The sequence below is a fragment of the Erythrobacter sp. S249 genome (assembly GCF_057364975.1).
Map to the genome: position 1 here is coordinate 2,246,490 of NZ_CP200287.1, position 20,044 is coordinate 2,266,533.

18 protein-coding genes and 1 tRNA gene are annotated in these 20,044 nt (G+C 55.5%); 14 read left to right on the plus strand and 5 right to left on the minus strand.

Translation table 11 applies throughout. From position 1 onward, the window contains the following. Positions 1 to 10: 10 nt before the first annotated feature. Positions 11 to 538, minus strand: a complete 528-nt coding sequence (gene msrA / locus AC0V6V_RS10700; protein WP_486165373.1) for a peptide-methionine (S)-S-oxide reductase MsrA — start codon at positions 536 to 538, stop codon at positions 11 to 13. Between the two features lie 155 nt (positions 539 to 693). Here msrA and AC0V6V_RS10705 point away from each other — a divergent pair, with 155 nt between their 5' ends. From AC0V6V_RS10705 to AC0V6V_RS10725, 5 genes are all read left to right on the plus strand, one after another. Continuing rightward, positions 694 to 1,551 carry a class I SAM-dependent methyltransferase gene (locus AC0V6V_RS10705; protein ID WP_486165374.1) on the plus strand — a complete coding sequence of 286 codons (858 nt, stop codon included), beginning with the start codon at positions 694 to 696 and terminating at the stop codon, positions 1,549 to 1,551. Positions 1,552 to 1,574: 23 nt separating this feature from the next. Continuing rightward, entirely contained in the window at positions 1,575 to 2,429 is an 855-nt protein-coding gene (locus AC0V6V_RS10710; protein ID WP_486166329.1) for a class I SAM-dependent methyltransferase, read from the plus strand. A gap of 41 nt (positions 2,430 to 2,470) precedes the next feature. Continuing rightward, a complete protein-coding gene (gene aguB / locus AC0V6V_RS10715; protein WP_486165376.1) occupies positions 2,471 to 3,349 on the plus strand; it encodes an N-carbamoylputrescine amidase in 879 nt (292 codons plus the stop codon). A 10-nt stretch (positions 3,350 to 3,359) separates the two neighbouring features. After that, positions 3,360 to 3,854 carry a 2-amino-4-hydroxy-6-hydroxymethyldihydropteridine diphosphokinase gene (gene folK / locus AC0V6V_RS10720; protein WP_486166330.1) on the plus strand — a complete coding sequence of 165 codons (495 nt, stop codon included), beginning with the start codon at positions 3,360 to 3,362 and terminating at the stop codon, positions 3,852 to 3,854. A gap of 44 nt (positions 3,855 to 3,898) precedes the next feature. Further along, positions 3,899 to 3,974 (plus strand) — tRNA-Lys (locus tag AC0V6V_RS10725). A gap of 185 nt (positions 3,975 to 4,159) precedes the next feature. Here AC0V6V_RS10725 and AC0V6V_RS10730 read toward each other — a convergent pair. Further along, positions 4,160 to 5,827 carry a recombinase family protein gene (locus AC0V6V_RS10730; protein ID WP_486165378.1) on the minus strand — a complete coding sequence of 556 codons (1,668 nt, stop codon included), beginning with the start codon at positions 5,825 to 5,827 and terminating at the stop codon, positions 4,160 to 4,162. Beyond that, entirely contained in the window at positions 5,820 to 6,272 is a 453-nt protein-coding gene (locus AC0V6V_RS10735) for a DUF2924 domain-containing protein (RefSeq protein ID WP_486165379.1), read from the minus strand. Before AC0V6V_RS10735 ends, AC0V6V_RS10730 begins: the two co-directional genes overlap by 8 nt. 100 nt (positions 6,273 to 6,372) lie before the next feature. On the opposite strand from AC0V6V_RS10735, the gene AC0V6V_RS10740 reads away from it, so the two are divergent. The 3 genes from AC0V6V_RS10740 to AC0V6V_RS10750 all read left to right on the plus strand — a co-directional run bounded on the left by AC0V6V_RS10740 (position 6,373) and on the right by AC0V6V_RS10750 (position 9,775). Further along, positions 6,373 to 6,567, plus strand: coding sequence for a hypothetical protein (locus AC0V6V_RS10740; protein ID WP_486165380.1), 195 nt, complete (start codon positions 6,373 to 6,375; stop codon positions 6,565 to 6,567). 541 nt (positions 6,568 to 7,108) lie between these two features. Further along, a complete protein-coding gene (locus AC0V6V_RS10745; RefSeq protein ID WP_486165381.1) occupies positions 7,109 to 8,899 on the plus strand; it encodes a hypothetical protein in 1,791 nt (596 codons plus the stop codon). Positions 8,900 to 9,043: 144 nt separating this feature from the next. Beyond that, positions 9,044 to 9,775, plus strand: a complete 732-nt coding sequence (locus tag AC0V6V_RS10750; RefSeq protein WP_486165382.1) for a hypothetical protein — start codon at positions 9,044 to 9,046, stop codon at positions 9,773 to 9,775. Between the two features lie 164 nt (positions 9,776 to 9,939). Here the strand turns inward: AC0V6V_RS10750 and AC0V6V_RS10755 are convergent, their stop codons facing one another. Continuing rightward, positions 9,940 to 10,854 (minus strand): hypothetical protein, encoded by a 915-nt coding sequence (locus AC0V6V_RS10755; RefSeq protein ID WP_486165383.1) that lies wholly within the window; start codon positions 10,852 to 10,854, stop codon positions 9,940 to 9,942. A 125-nt stretch (positions 10,855 to 10,979) separates the two neighbouring features. Between AC0V6V_RS10755 and AC0V6V_RS10760 the strand changes: the two genes are divergently transcribed. From AC0V6V_RS10760 to AC0V6V_RS10785, 6 genes are all read left to right on the plus strand, one after another. After that, complete coding sequence (locus tag AC0V6V_RS10760) at positions 10,980 to 12,137, plus strand: DNA cytosine methyltransferase (RefSeq protein ID WP_486165384.1); 1,158 nt, start codon at positions 10,980 to 10,982, stop codon at positions 12,135 to 12,137. Beyond that, positions 12,134 to 12,994, plus strand: coding sequence for a hypothetical protein (locus tag AC0V6V_RS10765; RefSeq protein WP_486165385.1), 861 nt, complete (start codon positions 12,134 to 12,136; stop codon positions 12,992 to 12,994). Before AC0V6V_RS10760 ends, AC0V6V_RS10765 begins: the two co-directional genes overlap by 4 nt. 486 nt (positions 12,995 to 13,480) lie before the next feature. Next, entirely contained in the window at positions 13,481 to 13,699 is a 219-nt protein-coding gene (locus AC0V6V_RS10770; protein ID WP_486165386.1) for a hypothetical protein, read from the plus strand. 119 nt (positions 13,700 to 13,818) lie between these two features. Next, a complete protein-coding gene (locus tag AC0V6V_RS10775) occupies positions 13,819 to 15,864 on the plus strand; it encodes a hypothetical protein (RefSeq protein WP_486165387.1) in 2,046 nt (681 codons plus the stop codon). 11 nt (positions 15,865 to 15,875) lie between these two features. After that, positions 15,876 to 18,923: an RHS repeat-associated core domain-containing protein gene (locus AC0V6V_RS10780; RefSeq protein ID WP_486165399.1), complete on the plus strand. Its 3,048-nt coding sequence runs from the start codon at positions 15,876 to 15,878 to the stop codon at positions 18,921 to 18,923. Continuing rightward, on the plus strand, positions 18,923 to 19,264 hold the full coding sequence (locus tag AC0V6V_RS10785) for a ribonuclease E inhibitor RraB (protein ID WP_486165398.1): 342 nt from the start codon (positions 18,923 to 18,925) through the stop codon (positions 19,262 to 19,264). The genes AC0V6V_RS10780 and AC0V6V_RS10785 overlap by 1 nt, the downstream gene beginning before the upstream one ends. Positions 19,265 to 19,782: 518 nt before the next feature. On the opposite strand, the gene AC0V6V_RS10790 is transcribed toward AC0V6V_RS10785, so the two are convergent. Next, positions 19,783 to 20,016, minus strand: coding sequence for a hypothetical protein (locus AC0V6V_RS10790; protein ID WP_486165397.1), 234 nt, complete (start codon positions 20,014 to 20,016; stop codon positions 19,783 to 19,785). Positions 20,017 to 20,044 lie beyond the last annotated feature (28 nt).

Here is a 20,044-nt window from a genome sequence, read left to right on the forward strand (position 1 = left end):
CAGGCGCGCATCACGCCTTCACTTTGCTTTGAAAGCTCTTGCGCAGCTTCATCAGTTTCGGCGGGATTGTCGCCAGGCAATAGGGATTTCGCTGGCCTTCGCCGTCCCAATATTCCTGATGGTAATCCTCCGCCGGATACCATTCACTTGCGGTCTCGACGGTGGTTACAGCTTCGCCAGAATTTTCTGCATTCCATCGCGCAATCGCTGCCTCTGCCTCTTCGTGCTGAGCGTCGCTAAGCGGGAAGATCGCGCTACGATATTGGGTGCCAACGTCATTGCCCTGCCGGTTCAACTGGGTCGGATCATGGGTGCCCAGAAACACATCGAAAATCTCAGGCAGGCTGATCACGGCCGGGTCAAAGGTCACTCGGATGCCCTCGGCATGGCCGGTCGCCCCGGTGCACACTTCCTTGTAGGTCGGATTGGGTTTGTCGCCGCCAATATAGCCGCTTTCGACCTCGCTCACGCCCACCACATCGCGAAAGACCGCCTCGGTGCACCAAAAGCATCCGCCTGCAATAATTGCCTGTTCCATCGATCAAAACTCCTTGTTGGCTGAGGAGATAAGAACGCTGAGGTGGTTTGTCATTAGCCCGCTCTCGTCACGCCTCGGTCGATCCGCAACTTGTCATCGCCTGCCCAGCGGCTATTGAAGGGCGCAATCGTTCGACCAAAATGAGGACACCCCCAATGAAACCCCTATTTTTTGCCCCGTTTGCCGCTCTTGCTGGTCTCGCCACCTTGTCGCCTGCCGCGCCTGCGATGGCGGATGATCACGCCGCTGCGCCTAGCCTCGCCGAAGTGCTCGCCCACGAGCGCCGCGACAATGACCGTGCGCGCGATCAATATCGCAACCCGGCTGAAACGCTGGCGTTCTTTCAGGTTGAGCCGACTCAGACTGTAGTCGAGTATGGCCCGGGTGGCGGCTGGTACACCCGCGTCCTTGCACCTTATCTGATGCCTGCCGGCAAATATATCGCGATCAACCAAGATAGCGATGGCCGCGAATACCGCTCACGCGCTCAAGAAGCGCGCAGCAAGGGCTGGACCGAAAGTTTCAAGTCAGGCCTTGCAGAAGCGATGGGCGTTGAGGCCGATGCCGTCACCGCGTTTGAAACCGATGAAATGCCAGAGGACGTCGCCGGCACAGTCGACCGCGTTTTGATTTTCCGCTCCATGCACGGCCTCAATATCGGCAACCGCGCCGATGATGTGCTGAAAGCAGCGCGCATGATGCTGAAGGATGACGGCATGGTCGGCGTTGTGCAGCACCGCGCGCCAGAGGGCGCAAGCTACAATGATTATGGCGCGCGCCAACGCGGCTACATGCGCAAAGCCGATGTGATAGCCATTTTTGAAGCCAATGGTTTTGAGCTTGCTGCCGAGAGCGAAGTCAACGCCAATGCCTCTGACCCGGCCAATTGGGAGCGCGGCGTTTGGACCCTGCCTCCGGTGCTCGCAACCGGCGAAGATGATCCGCGCCGCAGCGAATATATGAGCATCGGCGAAAGCGACCGTATGACGCTGCTGTTCAAAAAAGCGAACTGAGTCTTACGCCAAGGAGAAATCCAATGATGCGATCTTTGATACTAGCCGCTGCGAGCGCCTTTGCCCTGTCGGCTTGCGCGCCAGAGGCGAGTGAAAGTGCAGCAAGCGAAACCGCGGCTGAAAGCAGTGCGCTGGAAAATGTCTTGGCCGCTGATCTGCGCGCGGATGACACAGCGCGCGATGCCTTCCGCAATCCAGCCGAGACCTTGGCGTTTTTCCAGGTTCAGCCTGACCACACTGTCATCGAATACGCGCCGGGCGGCGGGTGGTACACGCGTATCCTGGCGCCTTTGGTAAGCAGTGAGGGCAGCTATATTGCGGTTGGCTTCCCGCCAGAGGCAGGCGCGAATATCAGCGAGGAATTCGTTGCCCGCGTGCGCGAAGGCGGAGAGACTTTCGCTGCAACACAATCGGAAGCGCTTGGCATTCCGGCGGAGCAATTGCCGTTCTATTTCAGCAATGCGATCCCGGAGGAGCTGAACGGCACAGTCGATCACGTGCTGATCTTCCGCATGATGCACAATTTGAAACGTTGGGGCATCGATGACAGCGAAATCACCGCTCTCAAAGCGGCGCTGAAACCCGGCGGCATGCTGGGCGTGGTTCAACACCGGGCCAAAGCAGATGCAACCGATGAGTTCGCTGATGGAAATGCCGGTTACCTCAAGCAAGCGGATCTGATTGCCTATTTTGAGGCACAAGGCTTTGAATTGGTGGATACGTCAGAGATCAACGCCAATCCCAATGACACCACCGATCACCCGAACGGCGTATGGTCCTTGCCGCCCAGCTTCGCTGGCGGTGACGAGGGACGGGAAGAACTCGCCGCCATTGGCGAGAGCGACCGCATGACCCTGTTGTTCAAAAAGCCTGAATGATCGCCAGCGGCGGCGGCAGCAGAACGAGGTAAATCCGCGCGATGACCAAGCTCACTGTCGCCGCCCTACAGCTCGCCCTCGGCAGCGAAGAAGAGGCTAAAAACATCGCCGCCGTCAGCGCTCTGGTGGAGGAAGCGATGGGGCAAGGCGCTCAGCTGATTTTGCCGCCTGAGCTGTTCTCCGGCCCCTATTTTTGCCGTGAGGAAGACGAGGCTTTGTTCGCGCTGGCACGGCCCACGGCAGAGCACCCAAGCGTCATTGCGATGTGCGCGCTGGCGGCCAGGCTCAAAGTGACCATTCCAACCAGCTTTTTCGAGCGTGACGGCCATCACTATTTTAACAGCCTCGCCATGATTGGCCCCGATGGTGAGATCATGGGGACCTATCGCAAGAGCCATATTCCGGACGGTCCGGGATATGAGGAAAAGTTCTATTTCCGCCCTGGTAATGATGGCTTCAAAGTGTGGGATGTGCCGCTGGGCGGCGGAGAAACTGCCCGTATTGGCGTCGGCATTTGCTGGGATCAATGGTATCCAGAGGCTGCCCGCGTCATGGCTCTGAAGGGCGCTGAGATGCTGCTCTATCCGACCGCGATTGGCTCAGAGCCTTACGACGCAGAGCTCGACACCAGCCGCATGTGGCGCCGCGCGATGGTTGGACATGCGGTTTCCAATTGCATGCCAGTGGTCGCCAGCAATCGCATCGGTGCAGAGGGGCCAGACGAGGCCGCTCAGAATTTCTACGGCCATTCTTTCATCACTGATGAGTGGGGCGATCTGGTGGCGGAATATGGCGCGGAAGAAAGCGGCGTTTTGATCGCAGAGCTCGATCTTGCCCGCGCTGCTAAACACCGGGCTGGCATGGGCTTCTTCAGAGATCGCCGCCCGCAGCTCTATGGCAGAATTACCGAAGATATTTGAGGTCGCCGGTTTGAGCGCAGACACCTACCTCATTGCGCTTGGCTCGAACATGCGTGTTCCAGGCATTGGCCTGCCGCGCGAGGTGGTGCGGACAGCATTTGCGGCGCTTGGTGAAATCGGTGATGTGCTCGCCGTCTCTCCCATTGTCGCGAGCGCGCCAATCGGGCCATCACAGCGCACCTATGCCAATGCGGCGGCGGTTATCGAATGCGGGCTTGCCCCTCTTGCTCTGCTGGACGCTTTGCAAATTATCGAGGGGGAGTTCGGCCGGAGCCGCCGCGGACAGCGCTGGCGTGCGCGCCCACTTGATCTCGACATCATTCTGTGGAGCGGCGGCATTTGGGCCAGTGATCGCCTTTCAATCCCGCATCCGCGCATGCGCGAACGCCGCTTTGTGCTCGGGCCAGCAGCGGCAATTGCGCCCGCTTGGCGCGATCCTGTAAGTGGACTTTTTCTAAGCCAGCTCAATGCACGCTTGACCCGTCCGCTCGCTCTATCTAGGTGAGCGCTCCGGCAGCGCTGCTTGCGGCGCGATTCCATGCCATGTGTGGGTCCTTAGCTCAGTCGGTAGAGCAACTGACTTTTAATCAGTAGGTCGCTGGTTCGAACCCAGCAGGACTCACCATCCATTTCCATCGAACATCGGTTTCTGGAATCTCCGCCTGCGAGGCGGAAATTGTGCCCGCAATTCCGGGGCTTTGCGTGGCTGGAATTTCGGTAAGGGGCTGACGGAGACGTAATGACCTACCAAATCGCGAGCGAAATGTGCGAAGTTCTCCGTGGTCGATTTGGTGACCTACTTGTTGGATTTCAGGAGTTTGAGAAGCCGAGGGCTTCGCGTTGATTGGCGAAGCGGATCGGTAGCTGACCCATGCGCCAAAGATTCCGAGCGCCGAGGCTCTTGGGTTGAGTGCCGCTCAGAATGCTACGGATGATCGTGGGGTCAAGATAGCTGATCTTGGCAAGTCGCTGAAGGTGACGGAGCTTGGTGGTCCTGGTTGATCGGGCGGCGGCTTCGTCCATTTCGAGCAGTTCGTCTCTCGCAGCAAATGCCCGGCCAAGCAGTTCGACGAGTCGGTCGTCTTTCACCACACGATCAGGCTCGGATGGCTGCAAGCGGAGCCGCGGCTCATGACCATGGGTCCGTTGATCGAGTGCGATTGCGAAACTCGCTTCAACTCGTTCGGCGTCCTCATTTTTGGCCAACGCTAAGGCGGCTGCAGGATCGAAATTTCCGACAACAAGTTGATCGCTTACTGAAATGTGCAGCCCAATCCGTGAGAGAGTTTGGCTTGCGGCACTGATCGGAAGGTGTTCGATATCGCTGGCCAATTGATTTGCCCTACTGAAGATTGTCTGCTTCTCATCAGCGGACCTCGATGCAACCAACTGCTGAATGTTTGCATCAGTCCTCAACCACTTGGCGACGGCACGACGGACGGCCTGCTCGATCTCGCTGGCAGGAAGCCGAAGTGCAGGTGCTCCTGCGTCACCATTCATGTTCGAGGCATAGTATGTGTATCGCCGGCCGTGGTTTTGCGTGTGGGTGGGGGACATAGGTCGTCCGCGATGATCGCGGATCATTCCTGCCAATAGTGCCAAGCGCCGTTTGGGACCTGCGGCAGAACCCGATGAGGCGCGCGCTTTGAGCTTTTCTTGGACCGCGTCGAATGTCTCTCTGTCGACGATGGCGTCATGTTGACCTGGGTATGTTTTATCCTTGTGCCGCACCTTCCCGACATAGAGTGGATTGGAGAGAAGCCAGGTCAGCGATCCTCGCTTGAATGGATTACCACCCTTTGCATTGCCTCTTTTCGACACATTCCGCTTACTGACAATCCCATCGCGTCTCAGTTCGCCGACTAATGCTCTGATCGACTCCGCCTCCAGGTAGCGTCGCATGATCTCTCGGACGGTTTCGGCTTCCTCCGGGATGATGACGAGCTTGCGATCGACGGCCTTGTAGCCGAGCGGCACGCTACCACCCATCCACATGCCCTTGGACTTGGAAGCGGCAACTTTATCCCTGATACGCTCTGCTCCAACCTCCCGCTCAAATTGGGCAAAAGACAAAAGAACATTGAGCGTAAGTCGGCCCATTGAGCTTGTTGTTGAGAACGCCTGCGTCACACTGACAAATGACGCTTCGGCTTCATCGAGTACGTCCACGATCTTAGCGAAGTCGGCGAGGCTGCGTGTGAGGCGATCGATCTTGTATACGACAACCACATCGACCTTGCTCGCGCGCACATCATCAAGCAGTTGCTGCAGAGCAGGATGTTCTATTGTCCCACCTGAATGCCCTCCGTCATCGTAAAGCTCGGGTAGCACACTCCAACCTTCATGCTTCTGGCTCATCACATAGGCGGCGCATGCTTCCCGCTGGGCATCGAGGCTGTTGAAGTCCTTGTCCAGGCCCTCATCGGTCGACTTTCGGGTATAGATAGCGCAGCGCAGCTTCTTCTCGGCCCTAGCCATTAGCAGCCACCTTCAGCTCACCGAGCCGTGGGCTCTTCAACCCGAAGAAGCGAGGCCCTGACCACTTGGCTCCAGTTATGTGACTTGCCACCGCGCTCAATGAGCCAAAAGTCTGTCCGCGATACTCACAGCCGCTTTCCAGCACGACGACCTCATGCACCTCTCCATGCCATGTTCGCGACAGCCATGTCCCCGGTTTAGCTTCGCTTGATATGCGACCTTCCTTGCGGCGCTCATCTTTGCGACCGAGTGCACCAAGCTGTCGGAGCTCCACTTGTGTGAGTTTCCCAGCTTCGGGTTCCTGTAAGCGAGCCGCTAGGGCTCTTCTCATTAGAGCAGCGCCCAGAGCTGGAGGCGCTTGGATCCCATATGTGTCGCGCCAAGCAGCTCGTAGCTCTGATGGTCTCATTTCCTCGAGGGCGGCGATCCTGTCTTCGATATCCATGACTGCATGGATGCTCAAATGACCGCACTAGTCGAGTGCTTTCTGGAAGCCTTCATTCTTTCCAGTGGACTTACAGCGACGTTCGAGCATTGCGGTACCCATGGACGACATCGACCGCGAACTAATCAACCTGCTTTGCACCAAGATCGGCATGCTGATGGAGGACTACAGCGTGCGGGCGTTAATGGTGGGAGGTCAATCCGAAGAAGAGCGCGAGGCCGCTATTGGCGAGCTGGCCGATGCATCCACGAAGATCGCAACGCTAATTGCTGCTACTCATTCCATCGCAGAATGACTGCAATGTGCCGCAATATCGGACACCGCTGCATCGCAGCCGATTGTCCGAAGGCGGACATTGGGACGATTGGCTTGCAAGGGAGTCATCAAAGAAAATAGTGTGCTGCGATCTTCTCACGACACGCTATCGATTATTGCGCAGCATTCGGTGGAAACGACTACCACTTCACCAAGGCACAGATTGCCCTGCTGTTGCTCGCCCATGCCAACAAGCCTTTTCAAGCGAACCGGTACGATTACTTCCTCAATCAAGATAGGCGCAAACTTCGTTCTGGCAGAAGGTTCCGATTTGCCGGAAACCGTAAGCCGATTTTCGCTCGTCGGATGATCGAGATGCCGAAGGTGAAAACGGTCGCAAGTTGGGCGAGCTCTGATGATTTGCCCTTTGTTTATGGCCAGATCTGGAGTCAGAAGAAAGACTTGAGAGACCGTCTTTGATTGACCAAGCAGACCTCACTTTTATCAATTTTTGATAGCATCGGAGATATTAAGCGGCGATTTTTACTGATACGCGGGCTGTACGATAACAGGGGTTCCTCATGGGTAAACTTGCCGAATGGTCGGAGAACAAACCCGACTGGGTAAAAGACGCTCTCCAGCGCGCTGGATGCAACGCGCATGTAAGCGAAGAAAATGTCAATGCGGTCATGAACCGTGTGGCTATTGCTCACGGTTTCGCGGTCGAAGGCGATCACCCTTGCCTCGCATTTGACGAAGCAAGTCTTATCGATGTGGATGCCGTACCAGATGATATCGTACTATGCTCAGTCGGCCCGCTCCAAGGGCTCGATAGGCTGGTAGCGGATCAGGTGCTCGAGTTCGCGAACAACGGTATTACTATTATCTTTGGTGATAATGGGGCCGGAAAGAGCGGTTATACCCGCGCAATGCGACAGCTTACGCGAGTTCGCGAAGAAGCAGTTCTCGAAGGAAATGTTTTCGATTCTGGCCCCAAGCCTAAAAAGACTGTGACCTTTAGCTACCGCAAGGGCGGAGGAGAGAAGCTATCAGAAGTGTGGCAAGAAGGAGAGGCAAAGCCTTCTTCGTTAGTCGGCATCACTCTCTTAGATACCGACAACCTGCGGGTTTATGTCAGCGGCAAAAACGACATTCTTTACATGCCACCTGAGGCTGCATGTGTCGGGCGACTTGCCGAGCTTTATCAGGCCGTAGCAGGGCGTTTCCGGGCCGCGATCGACACAGCAACACAGCAAAGCTCGCCCCCGCTCGGCGGTGGTCTCAAAGCTGGTTCAAGCGCTGCGGCGTATATGGCCAGACTAAGTCTGAATACAACCGAAGCTCAATTGCCAAGCGAAGAAGAGCTGCGCCAAAACGCTAGCTGGACTGCGGAGCACCAAGCGGAGCTTGAAGCCCTACGACTAGAGTTATCGCGAGGGCCCGCAGTACAAGCCGCAGCAAGCGACCGTATAGCAGAAGCATGCGCAAACGTTGCCGCTGCGATCGAAGCAAATGAGCCCTCACTGTCGGACGACGTCATGGCAGGCGATACGGTGCTTCTCGAAACCAAACGCGCTACGTGCCAAGCCACAGACGCCTTGATTGCTGAGCAAATTGGATCACAGCCAATTGGTGCTACGGGCTCAGATGCGTGGCAAAACCTTTTCCGGATAGCGCGTAAATTTGCTGCAGAAGCCGGAGTTCGATCTGTTGAAGAGCCTTTCCTACCGGGAGACCCTTGTCCTCTTTGCCAGCAGGATCTTGATGAAGAGGCAGTTGTTCGGATGTCTTCATTCGACAGTTACATCAAAGGTGCCGCGATGGATCAGGCGCGAGCAGCAGAGAACGCTGTTGCGCAGCGGCTTCAATCTCTTCGCGGATTATCATTCAAGAGTTCCGATGAAATCGGCGCACTGCTAGCGGAGGCAGCGGCGCAAGACACAAATGCAAAGGCTCTCGTTTCAGAGGCGATTGCCTATAACGAGGCTCTGCGAGCACGCCGTGATGAACGTCTTGGGCAATTCGAGGCGGCTACGATTGGAGACTTTCCTGCGCTGCCAATCAACCCGGTGGTACGTATTAAGGCATGGACTACGCAGCTTCGCGAGTACGCCAACCAACTCCGCAACTCTGATGACCGGACTGCGGTCGCGTCGGCAAGAGTTTCCGAGCTGGAAAGTAGACAACAGCTTAGCAATCAAATCGAAGAGGCTGTTGTTCGTCGAAATCAGTTAGCGAGCATTCATCTCTGGAAGAAATGCGAGGACGCGCTTGGTACTCGTTCTTTGTCGCTACTGATGAGTGCATTGAGGAAAGAATTGACGTCGCCTGCACTAGAGGCGCGAATAAAGGAAGAGATCGCGAATTTTTGAATGGAACACGTGCCGCTCCGTTTCACGGATGCCACAAACCATGGCACTAGCGTCTTTGAGGTTGGCTTGGCAACGGACCAAGCGGCAAAGAAAGCCCGTATACTAAGCGAAGGCGAACAACGGGCCCTCAGCCTCGCCTGCTTTATGGCAGAAACTCATGTCGCCGAACGAAGATCAGGCATCATCCTAGATGATCTTGTGACCAGTTTGGACCATATGCGAATTCGCAAGGTCGCTCGGCGTCTGGTCGATGAAGCGGCTAAAGGGCGGCAGATCATTATCTTCACCCACAACCTGGTTTTCTACAACGAATTGATGCTCGCCTGTACGGATCGAACAGTGCCGGTGCCAGCCCTCCCTTGCTTAATCGAACAAGGCGGGACCGAAGAGTTCGGGGTGGTTACGGTCGACAGCGCGCCTTGGGTGGCTCGAAAGGTCAAAGAGCGCGAACAATCATTGAAAGCGATGCTCGACCAAGTGCCAGAAGAGGCATCCCCTATAAGTGGCGAATATCGACGAGCTTGCACGCGGTTTTACGCCGCGCTGCGAGAGACTTGGGAAAGAGCCGTGGAGGAAATCGTGCTAAACGATGTCGTCAGGCGGTTCGGCTCAAATGTCGGAACATTGCGTCTCAGCGGTGTCGACGTAAGTGACGAAGACTATCTGGTCATTCATCGCGCCATGTCGCGCGCTTCTGAGCATTCTGGGCACGACCAGGCCGCAGCAAAGCAGATCGAGATGCCAACCAAGACACAGATGCGTGCAGAGTTGGACGAGCTGGCAGCTTTCCGAGCGAAGAAGTCAAAGTCAAACAAGGTGGCAGAATCTCGGCGAAAAGACGCAGCTACGAAGCCACCAAAGGCTGCAATTGGTTAAACATGGCGGTGAATAGCCTTCGCTATGACATTGGCTGAGCGCCAGACAGTTTAAAGGCCGTTGTAAGTTCACACATGGTTAGCGATCATCGTAGAGATGAGATCAAGTCATTGCTTGAAGCAAGTACGCGCAAACGCGGATGGCGCTATATCTCGCCCTTCAGTCTAAGGCTCCGGCTTCGGCAATGGTTTGCCATGACCTTTTTCCAGTAGGCTGATATTTATCGCTGTAAGGAGTTGGTCGAAGAACGCCTCTACGAGCATTAGGTGCTCGGTATAGATGACCAGCTGCTCACCGGCCTTCAGATCGAGCCCTAGCTGAGGCTGTTCTGCACAAAGCCGGCCTAATTCCTCAGAGACAAAGTCTTCTCCATGGGTGACGTGATGGCGAATAAGACCGACGGTTTCTATAGCTTTCGCCCACGATCCGATGTCACTCTGGGCGTACCAACTGGGCCGCAGCAAACCGGCTTTCTTGAAATATGCTGCGAACACTTTGTGCAAACCGTCGTAAGCGCGTTTCCTGCGCCAGCTCTCTAAGCGCTCACTCCATACCTCCTGATACTTAGTCGCTGTTTCGGGGCTCGTTTCTCGGTCGCGATAGAGTTTGCGAAGGCGCTTGAAATCATCCCCCTTCATCAACACCTGAGGACGGGCGTCGAGATAGATTTCGTACAGTTCGAATACGACCTCTTCCAGCGCACCATACATATCCTGAACGCCATAGCCGCCCATGAGAGGTATGCAGGCTTCGTAGTTTCTTGACGCTTCTTGGCCATGCCAAAGCGCCAATTCGACGCGTTCAGGACCATCGGCGCTCGCTCTCACCGTATCAACGCGAAGACCGAGGTTTGGATGTGATTGATAGCGGTCGCGCGCGACGAAAAGCGAATTTATGGTAATCGCCCAGCGCATATAGACGCTTCGAAAGACCGATCTGAAATCACCGATCATTTCAGTGGACTTCTCAATCCACTTTTTCTCCTCATCGTCTGTCCGATAGATTATGTTTTGGATCGGTGGCGGTTCGGCGAGCGCAGGATCATTCGCTTCAAAAATGTTCTGCTCGAGGAATTGCACTCGGTTCCTGAAACTTGGTCGCATAAAATGTCCTTAGGTTGTCCAATTTGATGGGCACAGGATAGCGCTGATTGCGATCCCCCCCCTTGTTCTGCCCTTGTTCTCTATGTAGCGTCCCCAGCGACATGGCAAAGCAATCATCTGATTTCAGCTTCTATGAGTTCTTCGCGGGCGGTGGCATGGCGCGCGCTGGGCTTGGTGCCAATTGGACGTGCTTGTTCGCAAATGACTTCGATAAGAAGAAGGGAGCGACATATGCCCGCAACTGGGGCGACGGCGATATTGTCGTCGATGACATTCGGAACGTCGATCCGCTGACGTTGCCGGAAGAGGCAGATATGGTGTGGGGCTCGTTTCCATGCCAAGATCTGTCACTAGCGGGCGGGGGAGCAGGCCTTAAAGGCGACCGGTCCGGAACATTTTGGCCGTTCATCGCAATCATCGATGAGCTTGCCCGCGATGGACGCGCGCCAAAAATCATCGCGCTCGAAAATGTCGTCGGTACGCTGACGTCTCACAAAGGCAAAGACTTCGTGGCCATCTGCGATGCGTTACACGGTCTGGGATATCGGTTCGGTGCCGTTGTGGTCGATGCGTCGCTTTTCGTACCACAATCCCGCCCACGTCTGTTCGTCATCGGTGTACGCCACGATTTGGCTGCGACCAACACGGAGAGCGAGCCTCAAAGCCCATGGCATACTCCCGCTATCAAGCGTGCGTATGATTCATTACCCCAGGTTCTAAAGGAAAGCTGGCTGTGGTGGCATATGCCGACGCCGCCCAAGCGAAAGCAGGATTTCCGGGATTTGATTGAGGATAATCCCAAGAGTGTCAAATGGCACACGGCCCGCGAAACGCGCAATCTCCTTTTAATGATGAGCGATGTGAACTTGGCTAAAGTTGAGACGGCCAAGCTTGCCGGTGTACGGATGGTTGGCGGCGTATATAAGCGCACACGCTTCCATCACGGGATTAAGGTCCAGCGCGCGGAAGTTCGGTTTGATAACATCGCCGGATGCCTGCGCACGCCTGCGGGTGGCTCGTCGCGTCAGTTGATCTTAGTGGTAGAGGGCGAAAACATTAGGTCACGTCTGATCTCGTCAAGGGAGACCGCACGGCTTATGGGCCTTCCCGACAGATACAAGCTACCCGACGGCTACAATGAGGCCTATCATCTGACGGGGGATGGAGTGGCGGTTCCAGTTGTCAGGCACTTGGCGAAACATCTCTTTGAGCCGATAATCGCTCATTCAATGGCCAAAGAGGACGTCAGCGCCGCATGAATGATCCAATTCCGTGCCGAAAAGATCCTGATCTTAAGCGTCAAATCGAAGAGTTTTCAGAAACCCTCAAAACGAGGTCGCACGAGCTGAATACATTCGGTTTGAGTGAGAAGGACTTTTATGAAAGCGGTATCTTCCAAGGCTCGATCCAGCGCGTCAGAGGCCAAATTTCCGCCTCGATGGCAGAGAAGAAAGCATTCGTTGCTCACATCCTCAATCACATGGAGGATGCGGGCTACATCAAGAATTGGATCGAGGCAGGCAACGCTAACCGCCACGACTATTCCGTCACGCTCAAAGACGACAAGATCGCAGCTATCGAGCTGAAGGGCTGCCTGGACGGCAACAACACGAATATCTCGGCTCGGCCGCCACATGCGAACGAATTCATCGTGTGGAGCGTCTGCCAGAACAAAGGGGCCGATCCACGCCACAACGTTTGGTCAGGCATTCATGTACGCTTTTCCGCCGATGTGATCTCGGAGAAGAAGCAGGTTGATGGATTGATCGTCTGGGATTGGCTTTGCGGAACAGCAGCTAGAGCCTGTCCAAAGATTGACGACGCGCCAGAGCGAGTAAACGAGGTTGGCCCCTATCGCTTGCCGCCACCTTGCATCTATCTTTTTCCAGCCACTATCCCAAGCCCACGCAACAATCCGAAACCGCCGCCACGGCCTTTAGCGGAGGTTGGCTTTCTTAAGGCAATGCATGACTGTTTTGGCGGGTTCGATGCCGAATTGAACTCCGTGACCTTTGAAGCTGGCATGGACGGAGTAGACGTAGTTCGCACCACGACGATCGAACGAGATGGATATGTGCGAAAGCAATCGAAGGCGACAGCTATCCGCCGAGCTTAATCGAATGACCGGCCCGACAATTTACGCGCCGCTGATTCCAGACTGATTGGCTAATGTGTCCGGTTTTGAGTGACCAATCGCGACGGACAACTGAACGACTTTGACTGGTTAGCAGAATGACCGCATTTCGATGAACTCTGCCGAAACCGGACCGACCGGTTTCGGCCCAATTTCAATCGAACTGTGCCTGTGGGTTAATTGCGCTGCTGGTAGCTTGTTGTTGTTTTGTCAGAGTTGCCTTGACGCATCACAATGGCAGGCTTGAAGGATCACGTCCCTTCATTTTTCTATAGGTCTGCCGAGCGAGGTTCTCATTTCTTTAAACACACCCTTGCTTTGTAGGACTTTGACAGCTTCATTGCGGGCAAACAGTGGAACACGCGCTTTCGAGTCGGGAGTGCGCAGGCACAATTGGGGGCATCCGAAATGATACGAGTCACACGCCTATTGGTTAGCGCTTCAGTCGGTGCGCTCAGCGTTGTAGCGATGAGTTCTGTCGGAGCCCAGTCAACTACTGCTAGCACAGAGACTTACACCTATGACGCGCTTGGCCGGTTGATTAAGGTCGAGACAAGCGGCGGGCAGAACAACACCGAGAAGCGGGTTATCTGTTACGACAAGGCGGGCAATCGAACAGAGTACAAGGCAGCCTCTGGTTCTACGACGCCAACCTGTCCGCCTCCACCGCCGCCTCCTAGCAATTGATTGAGCGGTTTTGGATGCATGAACTGCGCATCCAAAGCCCTTTCACCTGTTTGAGCGGCTGCTTGCCAATTGCTCTCCAAACTCTTCCCGCAAATCCTCGCACAAATCGAGCCGTACGCATGAACATCAAGCCACAAGCCCAGCCAACCAGCAGCAGCGCAAAATCAAAAGGGCGATCAGCATTTTGGGCTGCGTCCCTCACTGCATCAGCTTTGTTCCTTACTCCCGCCAACGCGCAGGACTTCCCTGGTGGGGGTGACCCAGGTGATAGCGGCGATGCGCCTACGGATACTTCTCCGCCACCTGAAAAGCTCTCTGTCACCGACACGGGCGTCGACATGCGCACGGGCCGATTTGCTTATAGCAAGACCGATCTAAGCGCTGGCTCGCTGTCTTTGACGCGGCAGATCTCGAACGATGCGCGCGGGCACGAGCAGCCTTTTGCCAATATGGCGCACAATTGGGATATCTTCATCGCCGAACGCGGTTTTGATATGACCAAGAACCTGCCGCCAATTGCAGGCCCCGAGGGCAACGGAACTGACTTCCAGCTCTTTGTCCATTACGGTGGGTCGAAACAGACATTCGCAGCGAGAAGCTACAATACTGGTCCGGGGCACGAATCTTCCGCCGGTGGCTTCCTCACAGTATCGGGGTCCAGATCTTCGGCAGCGGCTGTTTATACGTTCGAGACATTAGACGGGACTCTTGTCGAATTTCGCCCGATCGGCAGCGGCGATTGTTCCACAGCCTATCGCTGCGCCTATGTGTCGAAGATTACTCAGGCCAATGGCGAGATACTGACCTTCTCCTACAATCATGGAGGACCTGCAGGGCATGCGTCACGCTTGTCGCGCGTCGAGTCCAATCTCGGCATGGCGATCGGGCTTGAATATGGTGGCTCGGGCGCGACCTGGCATCAGGTGACCAAGGCATGCATCTTCAACCTGGCCGAGGCAGCATCCAGCACGACGTGTAATGCCAATGCGCTGCAGACCGTTTCATACACCTACAATGGCAAACTTGCTTCAGCGACCGATGTGAATGGCGAAGTGTGGCAATACGGATATTCCGGGGATGACATGGAGTATTACTATCCCGGCGAGACCACGCCCTATCTCAGCAACAGGTTACAAGCCAGAACGACCGATCAGCTTGAGACGAACGATATCGTCACGAGGCAAGAGCGTGCCGATGGACTGGTGGTCACCTATCAATATGATGAAGCGCCGTATCAGACCGGATTTAATGATCCGCCGTATCCGTTTATTCCCACTCTTGCTGGCGGCAAGATGAGCGACAGCACAGGGCGCACAACCGAGGTGAAATTCGGCTTTCCGATTGTGCCGGGCACGTGGCAGGGCACCTATCCTGCTGGATCGCCGGTAAATCTCGGTGATGTGAAATATCAAACCACATCAGGACCGGTTTCGATCACCGATCCATTGGGGCGTGAGTGGACGATGGATTATTGCGATCCAGTAGCCGCGGCAGGCTATCCGCAATCTGAGCGACATCGCTGTCTGGTTAACCCCAACATGCAGTCTTATACCGATCCAGAAGGTAACGTGACAGAATACAAATATGATGGTTTTCGCTTCAGAAACGTCATCGAGACCCGGCGCAAGGCCAAGCCGGGAAGCGGTGAGCCTGATATTGTTACGAGCGCAACCTACGACTGCCATCAAGGGGCTCGCAGCATTTGTAAGAAGCCGCTCACGACCACCGATGCGGAGGGCAACACGACGGATTACGAGTATGCGGCGGCGCACGGGGGTGTGACGCGGGTACGTGCTCCGGCTGCGAACCCGGGCGATCCTCGCCCAGAGACGCGCTATACCTACGCTCAGAAATATGCGTGGTTGAAGAATGCGGGCGGCGGATACACTCAGGCGGCGACGCCGGTGTGGGTGCAGACCTCGCAGTTCAGCTGCAATACGAGCGCGATGCTGGCCAATGGCGATTGCTCGGCGGGCGCTAGCGATAAGGTGGTGACCACCTACGAGTATCAGGAAGGCAATGCGAGCAAGGGTAGCAATGTCTTTCGGGTTGGCATGGCGGTGACGGCGGACGGTGAAACGCTGCGAACGTGTTACGGCATTGATGAGTACGGCCGTAAGATCTCAGAGACCCAGCCCAAGGCTGGCCTGGCGACATGTCAGTGAGGGGCGGGATGATGAAGCAGCTTCTTACAGCCGCCGCGTTCGCCGTAACGGGTGCAGTCTTGCTGGCTCCGCACGGGGCAAGCGCACAGGCGTCTGCATCGGATTACACCTCGGCCACGCGCTATGATGCGTTGGGCCGGGTGGTGGGCACGATTGCGCCTGATCCCGATGGTGTGGGAGGGCCGCTGAAGCATCTGGCCACGCGCACATATTACGATGCGCGCGGCAATGTGATCAGGCAGGAGACTGGCGAGCTTGCGAGCTGGAAAGATGAGACCAAGGATCCCCATACGCAGTGGGGCGACTTCACTCTCCAATCCTTCGTTCTCACTTACTACGATGCGCTAAATCGCAAGACCTTTGAACGGGTGAACGGCGTAGGCAATGTCACGGTCTCGGTCACCCAATACAGCTATGACAATGTCGGGCGCCTCGAATGCACCGCGGTGCGCATGCGTCCGGTGGTCAACAGCAGCCTGCCAGCCAGCGCCTGTGTGCAGGATCCTGGAGCGAGCGAGCCGGACCGGATTACCAGGACGATCTACGATGCAGCGGGTCAGGTGCTGCAGGTGCGCAAGGGCGTTGATACCCCGATTGAGATCGCGGACTCGACCTATTCCTATACGGATAATGGTCAGCTGGAGCAGGTCGTGGATGCCAACGGCAACCGCGCAAAGATGGTCTATGACGGCTTTGATCGTCAGATCCAATGGATCTTCCCGGCCAAGACCCGGCCAAGCTCGTTCAACGATACGACGCCAGCCACCGCGCTCAGCACAGCAGGCGCGCTCAACACAGGCGACTACGAAGCTTACACCTATGACGACAATGGCAACCGTCTAAGCCTGCGCAAGCGCGATGGCTCCGTCATCACTTACGAATACGACAACCTCAATCGAATGACCAAGAAGGTCATTCCCAATAGGGCTGGTCTATCCAGCGCGCACGAGAAAGACGTCTATTACTCGTACGACCTGCGCGGGCTGCCGATCAAGACCCGCTTTAACTCGCTTGAGAGTGTTGGCCAAACCAACACTTATGACGGGTTCGGTCGGCTCGATTACACCACTGACAGCACGATGGGCCAAGGTGCGCGGCGGATCTTCTACGAATACGACGCGAACGGCAATCGGACCGAGATCAGGCATCCTGATGGCACCGTGTTCCGCTACAATTACGATAAGCTCAACCGGCTTGCGGGGATCAGGCAGGGCTCCACTTGGCTAGGCAATTTCTGGTATAACCAGCGCGGTTTGCCTGATCGTCTATCGTGGCAATACCACGCTTTGAGCGATCACATGCGCAGCTTTGAGTATGATGCGGTTGGGCGGCTCGAAGAGATTGATCTCGATGTCCACTATGGTTCATCTGACGTCACCTGGAACTACACCCGCAATGCGGCCTCGCAAATCCGCACAGAGACGCAAAGCAATGATGCCTATAGCTGGGACGGTCACGTCAATCTCAACCGCAGCTATCAGACCAATGGGCTCAATCAATATGAAAGCGCCGGCTCAGAAAGCTTCACCTATGATGCCAATGGCAACCTGACCTCTGACGGCACCAATACCTACCTCTATGATGTCGAGAACCGCTTGGTGCGGGTGGTCACGGTCGATCCCAATGCCAATCAGACCTACACGGCCAATCTGTATTACGATCCTTTGGGTCGGCTTTATCGCACTGTGTCAGACAAGCCCGGATATGGTCAGGTTAACTACCTCTATGATGGCAATGCGCTGATCGCGGAATACCTCAGCAATGGCACTATGGCCAAGCGCTATGTTCACGGCGGAAACCCGGGCGCAGATGATCCGCTGATTGAGTACCAAGGCGCGTCGATCTCCAACGCCTATCGCAAGTTCCTGCATGCTGATCCGCGCGGCAGCATCGTCGCGGTAACTGAATATCGCGGTGCCACCATCGCGAAGAACACCTACGACGAATATGGCATCCCCAGCACGGCTAACACCGGGCGGTTCCAATACACCGGCCAGGCCTGGATCCCAGAGATCGGCCTCTATTACTACAAAGCCCGGTTCTACTCACCCACCCTCGGCAGGTTCCTCCAAACCGATCCCATCGGCTACGAAGACCAGTACAACCTCTACGCATATGTCGGAAATGACCCGATAAATGGGATAGACTTTACTGGTGAGAAAGGCGCGCTTCTCGCATTCGACTTCATCGTAGAAGTTGCAGATCAGGCGATTACGAAGGGCGAAGTTGATATCGGTGAAGCGATAGTTGAAACGGGGAAAGGTGCAGTGAATCCTGTAAAGACGCTAAAAAACGTCGGGCGAGCGGGCAGATTAATCAAGCAGGGATTCGACAAAGTACTTGGCGGTTCCAAAAAGAAAACTTGCTGTTTTGTCGCCGGTACGCTGGTCGATACCGAAGCAGGTCTTCGTCCAATCGAAGAGATCAACGTGGGCGATCTTGTCTGGGCGCGCGATGAGGTAACTGGTGAGACCGCACTCAAGTCTGTTACCGACCTTATCCGGCGCCATGACCGGGTAATATGGGAAGTCTCGCTTACTGGCGTTGACGGGGCATCCGAGTTTTTCGAAACGACTGATGATCATCCTTGGTGGATTGCTGGACAGGGTTGGAAGAAGACTGAAGAGCTAAGGGTTGGCATGTCAGTGGTTACACGTGATGGCCGCGGAATGATCCTTGCGTCGATTATCGAGACTGACAGGACTGATGCCACCTTCAATCTGACTGTTGCCGATTTTGAAACCTACTTCGTTGGCGAACAGCAAGTGCTGGTGCATAATTGTCCGACCGGCTCTTACACAAATCACCACGAGAGCGGTACGCGGTACCATGGAAAGGGAGACGCATCTCGTGCCGCAAGCTCTGGTCGGCGAGAGGCGAGACGGAATAATGACCCTCATGTTCGCACGGAAACAAGATCCGCATCCAGCGACCGAGAATCCTTCAAGCAGGAGTCAAGGGCGTTGGAGGCAGATGGCGGGCCAAAGAGTGACACGAATTATAATCGGATCGATTCTCCTGGCACCAAGTACCGCCGCGAGGACGGAGAAATTGACTGATGGTTGAAAGAAAAGATTACCCGAACGACGACGATGGAGAAGTGCTCTATCGCTTAGCAAAAGAGGGCGCAGACCTTAGCCTAAAAAGGGAAATCGAATTTACATGCTGTGCAAGCGATAGTAATGCTGCCAACAGGATCATTAAGGACTTAGACTCCTACGGATACAACAGCACGACTTTCGTTGATGATGGCCCAGGTGGCAGCGGCAATGTGTCAGTCTATGCAAGCATTATGATGCTTCCGGATCATGAATTGCTTCTGGCTGAGCAGAACCGATTGAATGCCATCCTGAAGTTCCATGGGACGTCATGCGATGGCTGGGTCACCAAATCCTCATAGCTTACCAGCAAGCTTCAATGCGCTCCATAGAACGATTTGGCTTCCTCACTGAAAGTTCCGCGAAGTTCCGGGAACAGTAGATTTAATTGGTGTTGGTAGATTATTGTCCTGTCGCCTTTGCCATGATGGGATGTGAACGCCTCACCACTCCCAAGGCTGACTGCAATATAGGCTAGCACTGCGTCGCTAATGGTCAGCGTTCTTTTTGGATAATGGCCAGCGGGAAAGTCGCGATACACGCCGCGCGGTAGATGTCTTGGTTTTCCTACTGCGTAGCCTTGCGCTAACTCTTCTACAGCTCTTTCACACCGTCAACATTCCCTCTCGGCCAAGGCAAGTGCAGCCTCGCGCGCGGCTCGCAAACCCTGCAATGCGCACAGGCCACTCATCCGCCACGCTCAAAAGTCACACTTTCGCGTTTGCATCTCGCGTTAACAGACTAAGAATCATGCCCTTTTCACAAAAGTCACACTTTTGAAAACCGCATATGCGTTCCAGCGCCTCAGCGTCGCCGCTGATCAATCGCTCCTTATCGACGCCCCAGCATAGGGATCATAATCCGAAGGCGGTAGGTCGCCCCGCGCGCCAAGACCCGGCTGCGCCTCGATCACTTGGCTGACCGGCGCATAGGTTGGCGAGCTATCACCCATTTGCAGAAACCCGCTCGCAATCACCGGCGCGCCCAGCAGCACAAAGCACCCCAGCACCACGCGCACGCCATGCCGCATCGGTAGTCGTCCCGTGAGCAACATCAGCCCACCACCAACGAGTGCGTTGTTC